11 protein-coding genes are annotated in these 19,387 nt (G+C 41.2%); all 11 read right to left on the reverse strand.

The genetic code is table 11. From position 1 onward, the window contains the following. Positions 1 to 199: 199 nt before the first annotated feature. Positions 200 to 2,116 (reverse strand): heavy metal translocating P-type ATPase, encoded by a 1,917-nt coding sequence (locus H0185_RS13950; protein WP_221874118.1) that lies wholly within the window; start codon positions 2,114 to 2,116, stop codon positions 200 to 202. Positions 2,117 to 2,481: 365 nt separating this feature from the next. Then, positions 2,482 to 3,909, reverse strand: coding sequence for an Asp-tRNA(Asn)/Glu-tRNA(Gln) amidotransferase subunit GatB (gatB, locus tag H0185_RS13955; RefSeq protein WP_221874119.1), 1,428 nt, complete (start codon positions 3,907 to 3,909; stop codon positions 2,482 to 2,484). A gap of 13 nt (positions 3,910 to 3,922) precedes the next feature. Next, on the reverse strand, positions 3,923 to 5,380 hold the full coding sequence (gene gatA, locus H0185_RS13960; RefSeq protein WP_221874120.1) for an Asp-tRNA(Asn)/Glu-tRNA(Gln) amidotransferase subunit GatA: 1,458 nt from the start codon (positions 5,378 to 5,380) through the stop codon (positions 3,923 to 3,925). A gap of 12 nt (positions 5,381 to 5,392) precedes the next feature. Beyond that, positions 5,393 to 5,683: an Asp-tRNA(Asn)/Glu-tRNA(Gln) amidotransferase subunit GatC gene (gatC, locus tag H0185_RS13965; protein ID WP_221874121.1), complete on the reverse strand. Its 291-nt coding sequence runs from the start codon at positions 5,681 to 5,683 to the stop codon at positions 5,393 to 5,395. 171 nt (positions 5,684 to 5,854) lie between these two features. Further along, positions 5,855 to 6,304 (reverse strand): YueI family protein, encoded by a 450-nt coding sequence (locus tag H0185_RS13970; protein WP_221874122.1) that lies wholly within the window; start codon positions 6,302 to 6,304, stop codon positions 5,855 to 5,857. Between the two features lie 546 nt (positions 6,305 to 6,850). Next, entirely contained in the window at positions 6,851 to 8,137 is a 1,287-nt protein-coding gene (gene aceA / locus H0185_RS13975; RefSeq protein ID WP_221874123.1) for an isocitrate lyase, read from the reverse strand. A gap of 320 nt (positions 8,138 to 8,457) precedes the next feature. After that, positions 8,458 to 11,949 (reverse strand): pyruvate carboxylase, encoded by a 3,492-nt coding sequence (gene pyc / locus H0185_RS13980; protein WP_221874124.1) that lies wholly within the window; start codon positions 11,947 to 11,949, stop codon positions 8,458 to 8,460. A 417-nt stretch (positions 11,950 to 12,366) separates the two neighbouring features. Continuing rightward, on the reverse strand, positions 12,367 to 13,914 hold the full coding sequence (pruA, locus tag H0185_RS13985) for an L-glutamate gamma-semialdehyde dehydrogenase (protein WP_221874125.1): 1,548 nt from the start codon (positions 13,912 to 13,914) through the stop codon (positions 12,367 to 12,369). Between the two features lie 98 nt (positions 13,915 to 14,012). Continuing rightward, complete coding sequence (locus H0185_RS13990) at positions 14,013 to 14,981, reverse strand: nuclease-related domain-containing protein (RefSeq protein ID WP_221874126.1); 969 nt, start codon at positions 14,979 to 14,981, stop codon at positions 14,013 to 14,015. 1,145 nt (positions 14,982 to 16,126) lie between these two features. Beyond that, a complete protein-coding gene (locus tag H0185_RS13995; protein ID WP_221874127.1) occupies positions 16,127 to 17,308 on the reverse strand; it encodes a CamS family sex pheromone protein in 1,182 nt (393 codons plus the stop codon). 59 nt (positions 17,309 to 17,367) lie between these two features. Beyond that, positions 17,368 to 19,374 carry an NAD-dependent DNA ligase LigA gene (gene ligA / locus H0185_RS14000; protein ID WP_221874128.1) on the reverse strand — a complete coding sequence of 669 codons (2,007 nt, stop codon included), beginning with the start codon at positions 19,372 to 19,374 and terminating at the stop codon, positions 17,368 to 17,370. Positions 19,375 to 19,387: the final 13 nt, after the last annotated feature.

Raw genomic sequence — 19,387 nt, forward strand, 5'->3', positions numbered from 1 at the left:
CTTGGACTATTACCTGTTAAATTTGTAGTTCCTTATATAGCATTGGGAAGTATCTGCCTGAGGTATTATACTACTATTTCTTCGTTATTACTCGCTAATCAAACGTTTGATTAAAACAGAATTGACCTATTAACGTTAAAAGCCCCATAGGCCCTACTAAAATTGACAAACGGCAGCTAAACAGCCGCCGTTTGTTATTCTATGATCGTAATAATCTAAGCCCATTCAAGATCACTAAGATGGTACTTCCTTCATGTCCGATGACTCCCATTGGTAAGGCCAGAGATTGCATAAAGTTTGAGGCAATCAAAATCATAATAACGGTAATGGAGAAGATTATGTTTTGTTTTATGATTTTGTTCATTTTTTTGGATAGCTTCACTGCCTCTGCAATTCTAGGCAGGTCATTTTTCATTAACACGATATCCGCTGTTTCTAGCGCAACATCTGTTCCTTCTCCCATCGCGATTCCCACTGAAGCTGTCGCTAGCGCTGGGGCATCATTAATCCCATCCCCAACCATCGCTACCGTTCCAAATCTCTCTTTCAACTTTTTCATTTCCTCGACCTTCGTCTCAGGAAGACACTCAGCAATATGCATATCCATACCAGTTTCTGAAGCGATTGCTAACGCTGTTTTTTTACTATCTCCAGTCAGCATAACGGTGTGAATTCCCTCTTGTTTTAAGGCTTGAATTGCACGGATTGTTTCTTCCCTAACAGTATCCTTTAATGCCAGAACCCCGGCGATTCCTTTTTCATCTCTAGCGAAAACGACGGTCTTGCCTTCATCCGCAAAAGCAAGAGCCTTGCCATTCTGGAACTGCTCAGCTTCATTTCGACCAACAAAATCTGTTTTCCCGACTTTCCATTCAACACCATCTATAGTTGCCTGAACGCCAAAACCTGCGACATCCTGCATATTTTCTGGCTTAATTAACCTGCTACCTTTTGCGTTTGCAAAGTTCACGATGGCCGATGCGAGCGGATGATTTGAAAACTTTTCAATGGAAGCCACCTTCTGTAGTAGGTCTTCCTCCGTCAAATCGCCCCTTACGATGACATCCGTTACTTCGGGTTTTCCCTTCGTTAAGGTACCTGTTTTATCAAAAGCAATTGCTTTTAAGTTTCCGAGATTTTCAAGATGCATTCCACCTTTGAATAAAATTCCATGACGTGCTCCGTTGGAAATGGCTGATAAAGTGGCTGGCATAATTGAAGCCACTAGAGCACAAGGTGATGCAACTACAAGTAAAATCATCGCACGGTAAAATGTTTCTTGCCAGCTCCAACCAAGCGCAAAATGAGGAACAAACATCATTAACCCAACGATAACCAACACGGTTTTAACATACTTTCCTTCAAAGCGCTCAATAAATTGTTGGGAAGGAGATTTTTCACTTTGAGCCGTTTGAACAAGATTGATGATCTTCTGAAATAGTGTCTCATTATTCGGTTTCGTAATTTTCACCGTAATGGATCCTCGTAAATTAACCGTTCCCGCAAAAACTTCATCATCTAAGGATTTACTAACAGGGATCGATTCCCCGGTGATCGCAGCTTCATCTAGGTTCGTATGTCCTTCAATGATTCTTCCGTCTGAAGGGACTCTTTCACCAGGTTTTACTAAAATAAAATCCCCCACCGTCAAGGTAGCAACAGGAACAACTTCCTCTACACCGTTTTGAACGCGAATTGCTTCCTCAGGCTGTAAATCCATTAAAGCTGAAATTTCTTTATGACTTTTGTTCATCGTATACGTTTCAAGAGCACCACTTAAAGCGAAGATAAAAATCAACACAGCTCCCTCAGTCCAATAACCAATAAGCGCTGACCCTATTGCTGCAAAAATCATCAGCATCTCCACGTTTAATTCTTTATCAGCAATTGTATCTTCAATACCTTCTTTTGCTTTCGCAAATCCACCGATGACATAGGCTGCAACATAGGTCATGACCGATGCCGTTCCAAGATCATATTTTGCCATAAGCCAGCCTGCTATAATTAACACCCCACTAAAGAGTGCTGCAATCAGTTCAAGATGTGGTTTCACTTTTTCAAACCTATTCGTATCGACTTGGGTAGGCTGGTGTAATGATTTCGTTTCTGCGAGCATGAAGATTCCTCCTTATCTTGTTCTAAACCGATAATTATTCTCACTTGATTTTCCCTAATTGAGAGTAAGTATTATTTACCTTTAATTGTTTTTATCCTAATAAAATGAATTAACAGAAGAAAATTGATTCTAACAAGCTTTCATAAGAATATATTAACACAGGAATCACCAATAAACAATAATAATTATAATTTAATAATGATTGTAGATACTGATAATCATTATCACTCTCTTCACCATAATCTTTAGTGATGTAATCTTTGTAGATCCTTTCCAATCAACGCTTTAATCATCACTTTAAACAAAAATTTCACATGAAAAAGTCCATAAGAAAAAGCTGACGATGATCCGCCAGCTTTTCTTGCTTACCTTTTATTTAGTTCTTGTACTAACAGCTTGTTTACCAGTGGTGGGTTGGCTTGACCTTTTGTCGCTTTCATAATTTGTCCAACAAAGAAGCCTTTTGCCTTTTCATTTCCACCTTTAAAGTCCTCTAATGGTTTTGGATTGGCATCAATGATTTCGTTGATGATTTTCGTTAATTCGCCTTCATCTGAAATCTGAACTAGGCCTTTTTCTTTGACGATTTTCTCAGCATCTCCGCCATTTTCAATTAATTCTTTAAAAACGGTCTTGGCAATTTTAGATGAGATTGTACCATCAGCGATCAGCTTAATCATTCCAGCTAAGCCTTCAGGGGTTAATGGGACATCATGCAATTCCTTGCCTTCTGCATTTAAGTAACCTGAAACATCCCCCATTACCCAGTTTGAAGCTTGTTTCGGCTCTGCTCCTGCCGCACATACTGCTTCAAAGAAATCGGACATTTCCTTTGTGACAGTTAGAACATTTGCATCATAGGCAGGTAAACCAAGTTCCTCTATATAACGCTTTTTACGAGCATCTGGAAGTTCAGGGATTTCAGCACGAACGCGCGCTTTCCACTCTTCATCAATATAAAGGTCGGGTAGATCTGGCTCAGGGAAATAACGGTAGTCATCGGAGCCTTCTTTAACACGCATCAAGACAGTTGTATTGGTTGCCTCATCAAAACGGCGTGTTTCCTGCTCGATGACACCGCCCGCCCGTAAAACCTCAGCCTGACGCTTTACTTCATATTCGAGCCCTTTACGAACAAAGTTAAATGAGTTCAGGTTCTTTAACTCTGTCTTTGTACCAAATTCTTTTTGACCTACCGGACGAAGAGAAATATTGGCATCGCAACGAAGTGACCCTTCCTCCATTTTACAATCGGATACCCCTGTATATTGAATAATTGATTTTAATTTTTCGAGATAAGCATAGGCTTCATCAGGAGTGCGGATATCTGGCTCAGAAACGATTTCTACTAACGGAGTTCCTTGACGATTGTAGTCTACTAAGGAATAGCCATTTCCATGTGTTAATTTTCCCGCATCCTCTTCCATATGGATCCGAGTAATGCCAATTTTCTTCTTTTCACCGTTAACTTCAATCTCAATCCAACCGTGCTCGCCAATAGGTTTATCAAACTGAGAAATCTGATAAGCCTTAGGGTTGTCTGGGTAAAAATAATTCTTCCGATCAAATTTTGTTTCCGTTGCAACTTCACAATTCAAAGCCATACATGCCTTCATCGCATAGTCGACCGCTTTTTTGTTTACAACAGGCAATACCCCTGGATATCCAAGGTCAATAACCGTTGTATTGGTATTCGGCTCTGCTCCAAAATGGTTTGGGCTGCTTGAAAAGATCTTTGAGTTTGTTTTCAATTCAACGTGGACCTCAAGTCCAATTACCGTTTCAAATTCCATTGTTTTTCACCCCTTACAATTGTGGTTTTTGTTTATGATAGTCTGTTGCTTGTTCAAATGCATGCGCCACTTTATACACTAAGCTTTCATCAAAATGCTTTCCAATGATTTGCAACCCTAATGGAAGTCCTTCTGAAAAGCCGCATGGCACAGAGATTCCAGGTACACCAGCAAGATTGACTGGAATGGTTAAAATATCGTTCACGTACATCGTCATTGGATCTGCAAGATTTTCACCAATCTTAAAAGCAGGCGTTGGTGTTGTTGGTCCAATAATGACATCATACTTTTGAAAAATATCTTCAAAGTCTTTCTTGATTAAAGTACGTACTTTTTGTGCCTTTTTATAGTAGGCATCATAATAACCAGAGCTTAACGCAAAGGTTCCGAGCATAATCCGGCGTTTGACCTCATCTCCGAAGCCTTGCTCACGGGTCATTTTATACATATCCAATAAGTTCTGCGCATCTGGTGAACGATAGCCATAACGAACTCCGTCAAAACGTGAAAGATTCGCCGATGCTTCTGAAGAAGATAATAGATAATAAGTGGATAATGCATATTTGGAATGAGGCAGTGATACTTCTTCCCATGAGGCGCCTAGCTTCTCCAACACCTTTAAGGCATCCAGAACAGATTGTTTTACTTCCTCTTTGACCCCTTCACCGAGGTACTCCTTCGGAACGGCAATTTTCAACCCCTTAATATCTCCTGACAAAGCACTAACATAATCCGGAACTGCAACGTTCGCAGAGGTTGAATCCATTTCATCATGACCAGCAATTGCTTTTAAAAGATAAGCGTTATCTTCAACTGTTCTTGTCACCGGTCCAATTTGATCTAAGGAAGACGCAAAGGCAACCAATCCGAAACGGGATACAAGACCGTATGTTGGCTTCATGCCAACAACTCCACAGAATGATGCAGGCTGACGAATAGACCCACCTGTATCAGACCCCAAAGAAAATAACACTTCGCCAGCAGCAACAGCCGCTGCCGAACCACCAGAAGATCCTCCAGGAACTCTGTCAAGATTCCACGGATTCCTTGTATCTTTAAATCCTGAGTTTTCTGTTGAGGAACCCATAGCAAACTCATCCATATTCAGCTTACCGATTGTAACAGTTTCTGCCTGATGCAATTTCCCCATAACCGTCGCATCATAAATGGGGTCAAAGTTTTCAAGAATTTTACTTGCACAGGTTGTCCGCAAATTCTTAGTCACGATATTATCCTTGATCCCGATTGGCATCCCAAATAAAAGACCCTTTTCATCTGCTTGGCCAATTCTTTCATCTAAAGCTTTTGCCTTATTACGAGCATTTTCTTCATCTAATGTTAGAAAAGCTTGGACTTTCCCTTCTACCTCGCTGATTCGTTTATAAGAAGTCTCAACAAGATCTGAAACAGTAATTTCTTTTTTATGTAATAGTTCATGAAGATCTGATACCTTCTGATCAAATAAACTCATGGCTTCTCCTCCTTACTCAATAATCGGTGGTACTTTGATCTGACCATCCTGATGTTCTGGAGCATTTTTCAACACTTCTTCATTTGGAAGGCCTGGCTTCGCAACATCTTCTCTCATGACATTCTTGATTTCGAGGACATGAGAAGTTGGCTCTACATGATCCGTATCTACTTCATTTAACTGCTCGGCAAATGTAATAATTTTATCTAGCTGCTGAGTGAGAGTGTTCGCCTCTTCCTCCGTTATCGCCAACCTTGCTAAATTTGCTACATGTTTTACTTGATCGGTTGAAATCCTTGACATAAAATGCCACCTCCTTGAAAATTCGCACAATACGCAATAATACTGATGATATCAGACTTTTCCACACTAAAGCAACATAATCTACCCTCTATATTGGTATTTACTTTGAACCTCTTTATGTTTTCAAAAATAATCCCCGGCATCGATCGCTAGGCCAGGGTGAGGTCAGTTTTATTTTTTGCTAAACAGCGTTTTCACTTTGGTAAAAAAACCAGTACCTTCATGTGGTGCTTCCTCTATTTTTACAATTGGTTTTTTTGATAAACTTATATCCTCTTTATCAATTGCATAATCATAAGCAAGTACAAGACCGTACTCAGAGTCATGCTCTTTGTTGGTCACAATTTTATAGGGAACCTTCATGCCATCTGCTAACGCAATGTATTTTGAATAAAAAGTATAATTCATATTTCCATTTAGGTAAATCTGGGCACCTTTGTTGCTTTCTAGTAGTTGTTTAAACTCAGGTTCAATTTGCTTTTTTCTAACCTCTGCCTTTGACAGCGCGACGACCACCCTCTCGCGGATTGTTCCAAGAAATTTCCGTCTTTCGTCAGGTTTAGTCTGCTTCGCCCCATGAATTCCCTGCTGTAGGATATCATCCAAATTTTGCTTGCCCACTTTGTCACCCCCAATATCTCCCTATTTATTTATGATGTTAAACAAAAAAGGTGCACACCTTCAACTAGTTAGGTCTAACTATAGTAATTGTTGGTAAGTGCTTCTTGCTTTGCTTTGGCACTAAACCACGTACTGGGTTTATATGGTTTATGAAGCGGGATTCCCTGTGATTCTCAGCTGGATTCCGGGTTCATGCACCTTATGAAGCAGGGTTTCTCCTGATTCTCAGCTGCATTCCAGGTTCATACGCCTTTATGAAGTGGGGTTCTTCCTGTTTCTCAGCTCGATTCCAGGTTCATCCCCCCCACTAGCTTCACTAGATTCCTGCTCTCCATTAACATCTTTTCGCTGTTCACTCACGCTACTACAGTTTTCATCAGAATCCTTTTATAGGTGTCTCTAACCTACCCCTCGCTTCCTAATTTTAACCTATTAAGGAAGAAAAAAAACCTTCTCCATACTGGAGAAGGCAAATAGGAGATATATAGGTGAAAATCAACATAACACAACGTAGTGATTGTATAACAACTAGTTCAGACGAAAAGATTACTTAGAAGAAGTGGTGAATTGCTCTTCTTCAGTTGAGCCTTTAAGGGCGGTCGTTGAAGATGTTCCGCCAGTGATGGTCATAGCTACTTGATCGAAATAACCTGTTCCAACTTCACGTTGGTGTCTTGTAGCTGTATAGCCATATTGCTCGCTATCAAATTCAGCTTGTTGAAGCTTGGAGTATGCAGCCATTCCATGATCTTTGTAGCCACGAGCTAATTCGAACATGCTGTGGTTCAACGCATGGAAACCTGCAAGTGTAACGAATTGGAACTTGTAACCCATTTTTCCAAGCTCTCTTTGGAACTTCTCAATCGTTTCGTCATCCAATTTCTTCTTCCAGTTGAAAGAAGGAGAGCAGTTATATGCGAGAAGCTTACCAGGGAATTTCTCATGGATAGCTTCAGCAAAACGTTTTGCTTCTTCAAGACTTGGTTCAGAAGTTTCACACCAGATTAAGTCTGCATATGGCGCATATGCTAGCCCGCGAGCAATTGCCTGATCAAGACCAGCTTTTGTGCGGAAGAAGCCTTCCGGAGTACGCTCGCCAGTGATAAACGGTGCATCAACTGGATCCACATCACTTGTGATTAAGTCAGCTGCATTTGCATCTGTACGAGCAACAACAAGTGTTGGCGTTCCCATTACATCAGCTGCAAGGCGGGCAGAGATTAAGTTACGAACCGCTGTTTGAGTTGGAAGCAATACTTTTCCACCAAGGTGACCGCATTTCTTTTCAGAAGAAAGCTGATCTTCAAAGTGGACGCCTGCTGCTCCTGCCTCAATCATCCCCTTCATTAATTCGAAAACGTTCAACTGGCCACCAAAACCTGCTTCAGCATCAGCCACGATTGGAGCGAACCAGTCGATAGAGTCGTCTCCCTCAGAATGAGTAATTTGATCTGCACGTTGAAGCGCTTGGTTGATTCGCTTTACTACAGATGGAACACTGTTTGCTGGATATAAACTTTGGTCTGGATACATTTGACCTGAAAGGTTGGCATCGGCAGCTACCTGCCACCCGCTTAAGTAAATGGCCTTTAGCCCAGCTTTCACCTGCTGAACAGCCTGATTTCCTGTTAAAGCGCCAAGTGCGTTTACGAAGTCCTCTTCGTTCACAAGCTTCCATAGCTTCTCTGCACCACGACGCGCTAATGTATATTCAATGTCAATAGATCCTCGTAGTTTAATAACCTCTTCGGCAGAATAAGGTCTTTCAATCCCTTTCCAACGTGCATCCATTTCCCAGCTTTCCTGTAATTGCTTTGCTCTTAAATCTGTCATCAATAATTCCTCCTAACAAAATATAATTCTATTAATCTTGGTTAAAATACAGAAACGGCTTAAAGTCTCTGTTTAGATTAACCAACTAATCAGTAAGTTCATGTTGTTATATTACAGTTAATTGTTTAACTATTTGTATTATATAACAGGTAATTTAAATTGCAACGGTTTTACACTATTTTTTTTGAATATTCATTCGACAATTGTTTGAGTTAGGGAAACAATTTTCAATCGGGCTAAGAATCAACATGCTATTTCGAGGCGAAAAAAAGCGTATAAGGGAGTCCCTTACACGCTTTTTTGGCTATCTATAAAACTTTTTAAATTGTGCTTAGTACGTCTTGATTCGGTTTCGATTCTGCCACAGCTTGAGCTTGTTTGTCTACCTCAATAAGCAGATCCCCAGGTGCGATGGAATCGCCACCTTGAACGTAAATATCTTTGACCACACCTGAAAAAGGTGCCTGAATGGTTGTTTCCATCTTCATTGCCTCTGTAATGATTAAATGATCCCCTTGACTCACACTTTCTCCTTTTTCAACAAGAACTTTAATGACAGTACCAGGCATTGTACCTGCAATATGCTGTTCATTTTTAGGATCCGCTTTTACTTTAGATGTCACTGAGGATTTCACACTTTCATCCTTGATGACAATTTCCCGCTGCTGCCCGTTCAATTCAAAATAAACAACGCGAGTACCGTCAGCATGTGCCTGACCGATGGAAACTAGTTTTACAATTAAAGTCTTACCTGTTTCAATTTCAACCTCAATTTCTTCTCCTAAATTCATGCCGTAGAAGAACGTTGGGGTATCAAGCTTAGAGACATCTCCGAAATTCTCTATTTTCTTGGTGTAGTCCTGGAACACCTTTGGATATAGAGCATACGTGATGACATCATGGTCTGTAACTTGACGACCAAGCTCTTGATAAAGTTGATTTCGTAGTGCTGTAAAATCAACCTCCTCTAGAAGCTCACCAGGTCGAACCGTAATTGGCTGTTTTCCTTTTAAAATCACCTTTTGGAGTTCCTTAGGGAATCCTCCTGCCGGCTGCCCTAAATAGCCTTCAAACATTTCGATGACAGAGTCAGGAAAGTCAATCTTGTCTCCTTTTTCAAGGACGTCTTGTTCTGATAAATCATTTTGCACCATGAATAAAGCCATATCTCCGACTACTTTTGACGAAGGAGTTACCTTCACAATATCGCCAAACATGAGATTAACACGCTTATACATCTCTTTTACTTCTTCCCAGCGTTCGCCAAGACCTACAGCCTTTGCTTGTTGCTGCAGATTGCTATATTGTCCACCAGGCATTTCATGCTGATAAACTTCAGGATGTGGCGCAATCATGCCACTTTCAAAGTCCTGATAAAATTTGCGGACACCTTCCCAATATTTTGTTACCTGTTCCAAGTTATCGATATTTAAAGCAGGCTCTCGCTCGGTGCCTTTAAGTGCATAATAAAGTGAATTTGCACTTGGTTGTGACGTCATTCCTGCCATTGAGCTTGCAGCGACATCAACGATATCTACACCGGCATCAATTGCCTTAGCATACGTGTAAATCCCGTTTCCACTTGTATCATGCATGTGTAGGTGAATTGGAAGGTCAACCGTATCTTTTAACTCCGAAATCAACCTGTATGCTGCCTGTGGTTTTAATAAACCTGCCATATCCTTAATCGCTAAAATATGTGCCCCTTGATTTTCAAGTTCTTTTGCCATGTCTTTATAATACTGAATATTGTATTTAGGACGTGCTGGGTCATCGATATCCCCTGTATAACAGATCGCCGCCTCAGCAATTTTTCCTGTTTGGCGCACCGCATCAATGGCGGTTTCCATTCCTTTTACCCAGTTTAAGCTATCAAAGATACGGAATACGTCAATTCCAGCATCAGCTGACTGCTTGACGAACTCATAGATGACGTTATCAGGGTAATTTTTATATCCTACCGCATTTGATGCGCGTAGAAGCATTTGAAATAGCACATTCGGAATTTGCTGTCTTAATGTAATCAGCCTTTTCCAAGGGTCCTCACTCAAGAAGCGGTAAGATACATCAAACGTTGCCCCACCCCACATTTCAAGTGAAAATAAGTCTGGTAACAATTTTGAGGTTGGCTCAGCAATATGTGTTAGATCATTGGTCCGTACACGAGTTGCAAGTAAGGACTGATGGGCATCACGGAACGTCGTGTCTGTTAACAGCACTTCTTTACGTGATTTCACCCATTCTGCCAGTCCCCTTGCCCCTTTTTCGTCTAAAATTTGCTTTGTTCCTGCAGGTGCTGAATCTAACGTTTCAAACTTTGGAATGTAAAGCTCATCAAACATAGGCTTTTGTTTCTTTTCAATCCCCGGGAAACCGTTAATCGTAACATTGCCAATATAGCTAAGCAATTTGGTTCCGCGGTCTTTTCGCTTAGGAAAAATAAACAGTTCCGGTGTAGTATCGATAAAGGACGTATCATAATTTCCGGTAATAAATTTCTCGTGAACCATAACATTTTCGAGGAACGGAATATTCGTCTTGATTCCACGAATTCGGAACTCTTTTAAGTTTCGAAGCATTTTCGAAGCTGCTTGCTCAAATGTCATCGCATGTGTAGACACTTTTACAAGAAGCGAATCGTAATAAGGGGTAATGACGGCACCTTGATAGCCATTCCCTGCATCCAAACGAACGCCAAAGCCACCACCAGAACGGTAAGCCATAATTTTTCCTGTATCTGGCATAAAATCATTCAATGGGTCTTCCGTTGTCACACGTGACTGAATCGCATAGCCATGTGTAAAGATCTCCTTTTGCGCTGGGATTCCAACCTTTTCACTGTGTAATGCATGTCCTTGCGCAATTAACACTTGGGATTGAACAATGTCAATTCCAGTAACCATTTCCGTGATTGTATGCTCAACCTGAACGCGCGGGTTGACTTCAATAAAGTAAAATTGATTATCAGATACAAGGAACTCCACTGTTCCTGCGTTTAAATAGTCAACATTCTTCATTAGTTTAACAGCTGCATCACAAATCTCATTCCGCAGATTCTCTGGCAAAGACACACATGGAGCCACTTCAACCACTTTTTGGTGACGACGCTGTACAGAACAATCGCGCTCATATAGATGAACGATATTCCCTTCGTGATCCCCTAAAATTTGTACTTCAATATGCTTTGGATTTTGAACTAATTTTTCAACATATACTTCGTCATTTCCGAAAGCAGCCTTTGCTTCTGATTTTGCTCGTGCATATGCTTCTTTAACATCTTCAATCTTGTTTACAATCCGCATTCCCCGGCCACCGCCACCGAGTGAAGCTTTAATGATGATTGGGAAACCATGTTGAGCACCAAAGGAGATGACTTCATCCACAGAGGATACCGGCCCATCCGTTCCTGGGATAACAGGAATACCTGCCAATTGTGCTTGCGTTCTTGCTTTAACTTTGTCACCAAACATGTCTAAATGCTTTGTTTCAGGTCCAATAAAAATAATTCCTTCTTCATCACATCTTCTCGCAAACTCAATGTTTTCTGATAAAAATCCATAACCTGGATGGATGGCATCAACTTGAGCTTGTTTCGCAATTCGAATAATGTCTTCGATATCCAAGTAGGCATCAATCGGCTTTTTGCCTTCTCCTACAAGATACGCTTCATCCGCCTTATAACGGTGGTAAGCTCCTAAATCTTCCTTTGAATAAATCGCTACAGTGCGAATATGTAACTCCGTACAGGCCCGAAACACCCGAATCGCAATTTCGCCACGATTTGCTACTAACACCTTATTTATTTTCTTCATAACAACACGCCTTTCATGAAATTAGTAAATAATTAAAGATGAGTAAAAGAGTCAATTATGTGAGGGCAAATACTTTTTAAAAAGAAAAAGAGTAATAGATTAAGTGTCTTTCTCCCATCCAATCTAGGATGATGAGATGTAGCCAATTCCTATCTGGGTATCTGGAAGTAGTAAAAATACCTACCTTTCAAAAACGCTCTTATTAAAGCAGATAAGCGGAAGGTATAGTGACAGAATTTTTTAAATATAACTACCATTATATTTTAAGTTTGCTAATCATTCAATATTTTAATAAATTTCAGTCTAAAGACAGTCCGGAGTTACCGTTTATCCGGCCCCCAAAATATTGAATTGACAAAAGGGAGAATACTTAAAAGAAGGCTGTTGGGCATCATGCCAACAACCTTCCTTTTTTAACTAAAACATTTCTGAGGTGGTTTGTGCTTGCATATGAAGGAGCAAATAATCTGGTCCTCCTGCTTTCGAGTCCGTTCCAGACATATTAAATCCTCCAAATGGCTGGTACCCAACAATCGCACCGGTACATCCGCGGTTAAAATAGAGATTCCCTACATGAAAGTCTTCACGGGCCTTTTGAATCTTCTCACGGTTTCGAGTGATGACCGCTCCTGTCAAACCATAGTCTGTTTGATTGGCCATTTGGATTGCCTGATCAAAGTCTTTGGCCTTTGTAAACCCAACAACAGGACCAAATATCTCTTCTTGCATGAGGCGACAATCTGGTGCTAGATCCGCAACAACAGTTGGTTCAATAAAGTACCCTGTTGAAGAATCGCCTTTTCCTCCAGCAACGAGTCTTCCTTCGCTTTTTCCGATCTCAATGTAGTTCATAATTTTCTCGTATGCACTCTGGTCTATAACCGGCCCCATAAAATTGGAGACATTCGTCGGGTCCCCCATTTTTAGCGCCTTTGTTAATTCAATAACACGAGCTAATACTTTCTCATAAACCTCCTCGACCACAATGGCTCTAGAACATGCCGAACATTTTTGACCGGAAAAGCCAAAGGCAGACGTAACGATAGACTGCGCGGCCAACTCTAAATCGGCCTCACTATCAACTACGATCGTGTCCTTCCCACCCATCTCGGCAATCACTCGCTTTAGCCATATCTGTCCTTCTTGCACTTTGGAGGCACGCTCATTGATTCGAACCCCTACATCACGTGAGCCGGTAAACGAGATAAATCGAGTGTTTTTATGGTCAACTAGATAATCCCCAATTTCCGAGCCACTTCCAGGAATAAAATTGAGTACCCCCTTTGGAAGTCCCGCCTCCTGTAGGACTTCAACAAACTTTGCCGCAACAATTGGCGTGTTGGAGGCTGGTTTTAGTAGAACGGTATTCCCCGTCACGATAGCAGCCACAGTAGTTCCCGCCATTATCGCGAAAGGAAAGTTCCAAGGAGGGATAATCACCCCAACTCCAAGGGGGATATAGTGATAACGGTTATATTCGTTTGGACGACTTTCGACCGGGACGCCGTCCTTAAGCTTTATCATTTGCCTTGCATAATACTCAAGAAAATCGATGGCCTCAGCCGTATCGGCATCAGCCTCCCGCCAAGGTTTACCGGCTTCTTTTGTTAACAATGCGGAAAACTCATGTTTTCGGCGGCGAATAATTGCTGCAGCCTTAAATAAAATATCTGCGCGCACTTCAGCCTTCGTTTTTCTCCAAGTTTTAAAGGCTTCTTGAGCTGCCTGCATGGCAGTTTCTGCTAAGCCTCTGTTTGCCAGGGACACCCGCCCAATGACTTCATTCTTATTTGCAGGATTATAGGAAACTAGTTTTTTCGCCGTTGTCACACGCTCGCCGCCGATTAAAAGGTCATATTCATTGCCTAAATACCTCTCAACTGTCTTTAGCCCTGCCAAGTACGCCTTCCGATTTTCCTCAATCGTAAAATCAGTAAAAGGCTCGTGTCTGTAAGGCTGAACCACATGATCCCCTCCTGTTGTTGTAGCGTTTCCAATTTTCCACTTTAAGTGTAGCATGGGACAAATTCCCAGTTCAAAGGTTGGCAATTTGGTATTCTTTGTTAATCATTTAGTTCTAGGTGATAGGTACGATGTCTTTTTTCACCGGTGGAAGGGAGGTTGGCTTTGGAGAGAAGCCTTGAAGTAAGATAGATGGAAGGAATATGGAGAAACCTACGTATTTGAAAATTTTTAAAAGGCTCGTTATATAACAGGACAAAATCCTGTATGGAGGTTAAATGTGCTGTTTTCGAAGAATGTTTGCAAGTAGCACATAACCAAAGACCCCTATTCCACTCCATAGGAAGACTGTCACAATTGGGACATCGTACTCCTGAATAAACATCTTTACTCATAATGGAATAATGCTCAAGGATATCCTGGTCAAATGGCTGGTGACACTCTGTTAATTTGTTTTTCACTATTCCCAATTGGGGAGATGTTAGTAGTTGTTTTTTATGAGACTTCTCCATTTCAGAGATCCGAAAAATGAGACTCTCACCAAACATAATTTCTTTAAAAATCGATTCTCCTCCTGGATTTGTTTTAAGAATAGAAGTTTGATTACTCAGCACCACTAGATGCTCTATTGGATAGGAATTTGGTAACAAATTAGCAAGCATTCGCTTGAATTGATACTTCTGTCGCTTTACTTGGGCAATTGGATCCGACAATGCTTCCACCTTTCCATTAAGTGTTTTAATTAATTGTTTGGTATGTTGGTCGTAAAAGAGTTCTCCTGCGAGATTCTTTACTTCGATAAGAAGAGCAAAATTTGAGGAAAGAAGAAGAGTATCTATTTGGAAGTGATGTGAACCATACGGTAGACGAAGTCCATTAAAAATTAGATAATCCGCCTCTGGAAGGAGACTAATATAATAGTCAATCTCTATTTCCCCTTTCAACCCTGCCTTTCTCCACGAGTAATCTTGCTCAATTTCAGGACGTGTAGGATGGTGTTCTGGCAATCTACGGAGTAATGTTTTGGTCTTTTGCATTATGAGTGGAACATTTCTAGGTTTTACTATCAAATAAAACAAACCTCCTTTTTATATTTATGAGGTTCGTTGTTTGAAAAAGAATCACCTGCATTGTTTTGGTAGAATTATGTATAAACTAAGACTTTTTTGGATGGAAGGTAGTTTTCTAGTGTAAGGTGTTCGTGAGTGGCAGGGGGTATTTGCAGAATTCCCACTTCTATTTGCACTTTTCCCCTTCCTATTTGCAGAAAACCCATTTCTATTTGCACCATTCCCCGGTCTATTTGCAGACCCCCATTCTATTTGCACTTCCCCCTTCCTATTTGTAGAAATCCCAATCCTATTTGCACCATTCCCCGGTCTATTTGCAGACCCCCATTCTATTTGCATTTCCCCCCTTTCTATTTGCAGAAATCCCTACCCTATTTGCACCTTCAATCCTTCTATTTGCAACAATCCCCTTTCTATTTGCAGACACTCTTTCTATTTGCACTTTTTCCCTTCCTATTTGCAGAAAACCCATTTCTATTTGCACCATTCCCCAGTCTATTTGCAGACCCCCATTCTATTTGCACTTTCCCCCCTTTCTATTTGCAGAAATCCCTACCCTATTTGCACCTTCACTCCTTCTATTTGCAACAACCCCATTTCTATTTGCAGACACTCTTTCTATTTGCACTTTTTCCCTTCCTATTTGCAGAAATCCCTACCCTATTTGCACCTTTACTCCTCCTATTTGCAACATTCCCATTTCTATTTGCAGACTCTCTTTCTATTTGCACTTTCTCCCTTCCTATTTGCAGAAATCCCTACCCTATTTGCACCTTCACCTCTTCTATTTGCAGACACTCTTTCTATTTGCACTTTCTCCCTTCCTATTTGCAGAAATCCCTACCCTATTTGCACCTTCACTCCTTCTATTTGCAACAATCCCATTTCTATTTGCACACACTCTTTCTATTTGCACTTTCTCCCTTCCTATTTGCAGAAATCCCTACCCTATTTGCACCTTTACTCCTCCTATTTGCAACAATCCCATTTCTATTTGCAGACACTCTTTCTATTTGCACTTCCCCCCTTCCTATTTGCAGAAAACCCTACCCTATTTGCACCTTCAGACCTTCTATTTGCACCTTCCAATTTCCTATTTCAAAAACAGAAAAAAGAGCCCAACTAAATAGTCAGGCTCTTCCCCTTTATTGATATACATGGACAAATGGTTCGTCCTGGTTTGGATTTCGTACGATTACGGCTTCTTGTCCGTAGACGGAGGATACATTGACCTCGACGGCGACGTAATCTGGAAAGTGTTCCATTACGAGTCCCGTTACATATTGGGTGAATCCAATTGCTTCAGATTTTCCATAGAATTGGATAGGGATGCTAATCGTTAAAGTCTGCAACTGATCATCGAGGTAAAAACCTTTGCCCACAACACCGTTGTAGTTTGGGAAAAACTCCTCGACATCTTGTTTAAAGTTTTGGAACCAGGTCATGTCTTCACGATGATTTTGCAAGGCTGTTTCAGAAGGAAATAGGATATACTTTTCCTTTACATTCTGCCAGCCGCCAATCTCGCTGCTTCCCTTGCCCACTTCTGCATATGCAAAGAAGTTTCCTGGTACCACTGACGACCTGCTTTTCTGTTCAAATAAGGCGATGGTGATAGGCACTTCTTTTAAATCATCCATCTTCCTTAAACGTTTGATCACCTCTGCAGCAATTTTCTTCCCTTCCGCTTCCAATTTTGAATGCGGAATTTCAGTATCGTACGTTGCTCCATAGGCCTCTTTTTGATAATAATGAATAGAATTCATCGCAAGACCAATGACCACTCCACCCAGCTTATAAGTCCCTTCTTTTCCACCCACTTCTTCGAGATAGTTGTGCTCAAGGATGTGTGCGAGGTAGATTGGGTTTTCCTCATTCCGAGTATCGATATCTCCAGAACCAGGATCAACTGGGTTTAACCCAACATTGTTCTCTTCCTTCATGTCACGGTCTTTTAACTGTTCTTTTGTGTACTTTCGGTTGAGCCAGGAACTGACGGTTGCACTATCAAGATACTGCCCTTCTTTAAAAACAAATTTGTTTGTATCAAAGGTATTTTGAGCGATGCGCAACAAACCTGTTTCAAACTCATGAATATCATAACGAGTATTAAGATTATTTACGACCAAACCACGTGCTTCCCCTGGTTCAAATGGCATAAAAGTCCGGTAATAGTCATCCGATATTTTATATTTAGGAATAATCGCTTTTTCACTGGTTTCTGCGTCCTCTTCTTGAACAATCTTATCTTCTTGTTGAAAATTAGGTGCGCAAGCTGCGAGGAGCAGGACTACAGAAACAGCGATTACCGTGAAGAATTTATTCATGCCGTTTCCACCTCATTTTAATCGCCAAACATTATTTTTTTATCAAAGCCTGCTTTAGCCTATTTACTTAGTTCCTCGAGCAGTCTCTCTTCATCCCACACTTCGATTCCGAGGCTTTCCGCTTTAGCAAGCTTAGAACCTGCATCGGCACCGGCAACCACTAAGTGGGTTTTCTTACTAACACTGCCCGCGACATTGCCACCTAGAGCCTCAATCTTCTCTTTCGCTTCTGTTCTGCCCATTTGTTCAAGCTTTCCTGTTAGCACAACTGTTTTACCAGCAAAGAAGGAATCAGACTCTTCAGCCGCTACCGGTTTTGGACCTTTGTATTCCATATTAAGACCTGCCGCTTTTAATTCAGCTACCAACTCTTGAACTTCTTCACTTTCGAAAAAAGTGACAACTGAGTCGGCCATTTTATCGCCAATTTCATTGATGGCAACCAAATCTTCTAGTGTTGCCTCCATTAAACAATCCATTGTTTCAAATTCTTGGGCAAGTGTCTTTGCTGCCTTTGCTCCGACAAGACGAATACCTAAGCCAAAGACTAGTTTCTCTAATGAGTTTGTTTTGGATGCTTCGATGGCAGTCAAAAGGTTATTAGCGGATTTCTCTCCCATTCGCTCAAGTCCGAGCAACTGCTCTTTCGTCAGCTTGTACAAATCAGCGACATCCTCAATTAGCTTCTCCGCGAATAACTGAGAAATCACTTTTTCACCAAGTCCATCAATATTCATTGCCGTCCGTGAAACAAAGTGAATTAACCCTTCCCTGATTTGCGCAGGGCATTTAGGATTGATGCAGCGAAGCGCTACTTCGCCTTCAATGCGGACAAGTTCACTTTCACACTCTGGGCAGTGAGTTGGCATTTTAAATTCCACTTCATCCCCAGTACGCCTGTCAGCCAAGACATTCACGACTTCTGGGATGATATCTCCCGCTTTTTTGACCACAACCTGGTCCCCAAGTTTAATATCCTTTTCACGAATCAGATCTTCGTTATGAAGGGATGCACGTTGGACAGTGGTTCCTGCAACCTGAACAGGTTCTAAGATAGCTGTTGGCGTAATCACACCCGTGCGGCCAACATTTAATTCAATAGCCTTTAAGGTCGTAATGACTTCCTCTGCAGGAAATTTATAAGCAATCGCCCAACGAGGACTTTTTGCTGTCGTACCAAGCTGACGTTGTTGCTCAAGTGAATCTACTTTTATGACAATTCCATCAATCTCATAAGGGAGATTGGGACGTTTTTCAACCCATCCATTGATGAATTCAATCACTTCATCAATATTCGCTGCTTTACGACGTTCAGGGTTTGTTTTAAACCCTAATGTTTCAAGATAATCCAATCCAGCGCTGTGCGAAGAAACCCCAATCTCTCCGAGTTCTGCTATCGCATATAAAAAGACATCTAAATTTCTAGATGCAGCTATTTTCGGATCAAGCTGACGCAAGGAGCCTGCCGCTGCATTGCGTGGGTTTGCAAATGGCTCTTCGCCCTTTTCAGCTTTCGCCTTGTTCAATGCCTCAAAGGAACGTTTAGGCATGAAAGCCTCGCCACGTACTTCAAGGGTAACAGGCTCATTTAGGCGAAGAGGAATCGAACGGATTGTCCGTAAATTAGACGTAATATCCTCCCCAATCGTTCCATCCCCTCGGGTCGCACCTAACGTAAATAGTCCGTTTTCATAACGAAGAGACACAGCTAGCCCGTCTATCTTTAATTCACAAACATATGAAACATCATCCCCTACAGCTTGACGAACTCGACGGTCAAAGTCCCGCAAGTCTTGGTCATTAAAGGCATTTCCAAGACTAAGCATCTGTGATCGATGTTCGACCTTATTAAACATATCAAGAATCTCTCCACCTACACGCTGGGTTGGAGAATCTGATGTTTTCAAGTTTGGAAATCGTGTTTCAAGCTCCATTAATTCTTGCAACAACTTGTCATATTCAGCATCTGGAACAGATGGTTTATCAAGGACGTAATATTCATAGCCATATTGATTCAAAAGATTGTGCAGCTCTGCTACTCTTTTTTCTGCGGTTTGAAGGTCCATAGATTCAACCCTT

Origin of the sequence: Mesobacillus maritimus (genome assembly GCF_019749255.1) — a bacterium.
Lineage (GTDB): Bacteria > Bacillota > Bacilli > Bacillales > Cytobacillaceae > Mesobacillus_B > Mesobacillus_B maritimus_A.

Excerpts from the sequence above, each read along its gene's own strand:
- H0185_RS13950 (WP_221874118.1), bottom strand. The coding sequence starts at position 2,116 with ATGCTCGCAGAAACGAAATCATTACACCAGCCTACCCAAGTCGATACG.
- pyc (WP_221874124.1), bottom strand. The coding sequence starts at position 11,949 with ATGAAGAAAATAAATAAGGTGTTAGTAGCAAATCGTGGCGAAATTGCG.
- gatB (WP_221874119.1), bottom strand. The coding sequence starts at position 3,909 with ATGGAATTTGAAACGGTAATTGGACTTGAGGTCCACGTTGAATTGAAA.
- ligA (WP_221874128.1), bottom strand. The coding sequence starts at position 19,374 with ATGGACCTTCAAACCGCAGAAAAAAGAGTAGCAGAGCTGCACAATCTT.
- gatA (WP_221874120.1), bottom strand. The coding sequence starts at position 5,380 with ATGAGTTTATTTGATCAGAAGGTATCAGATCTTCATGAACTATTACAT.
- aceA (WP_221874123.1), bottom strand. The coding sequence starts at position 8,137 with ATGACAGATTTAAGAGCAAAGCAATTACAGGAAAGCTGGGAAATGGAT.
- H0185_RS13995 (WP_221874127.1), bottom strand. The coding sequence starts at position 17,308 with ATGAATAAATTCTTCACGGTAATCGCTGTTTCTGTAGTCCTGCTCCTC.
- gatC (WP_221874121.1), bottom strand. The coding sequence starts at position 5,683 with ATGTCAAGGATTTCAACCGATCAAGTAAAACATGTAGCAAATTTAGCA.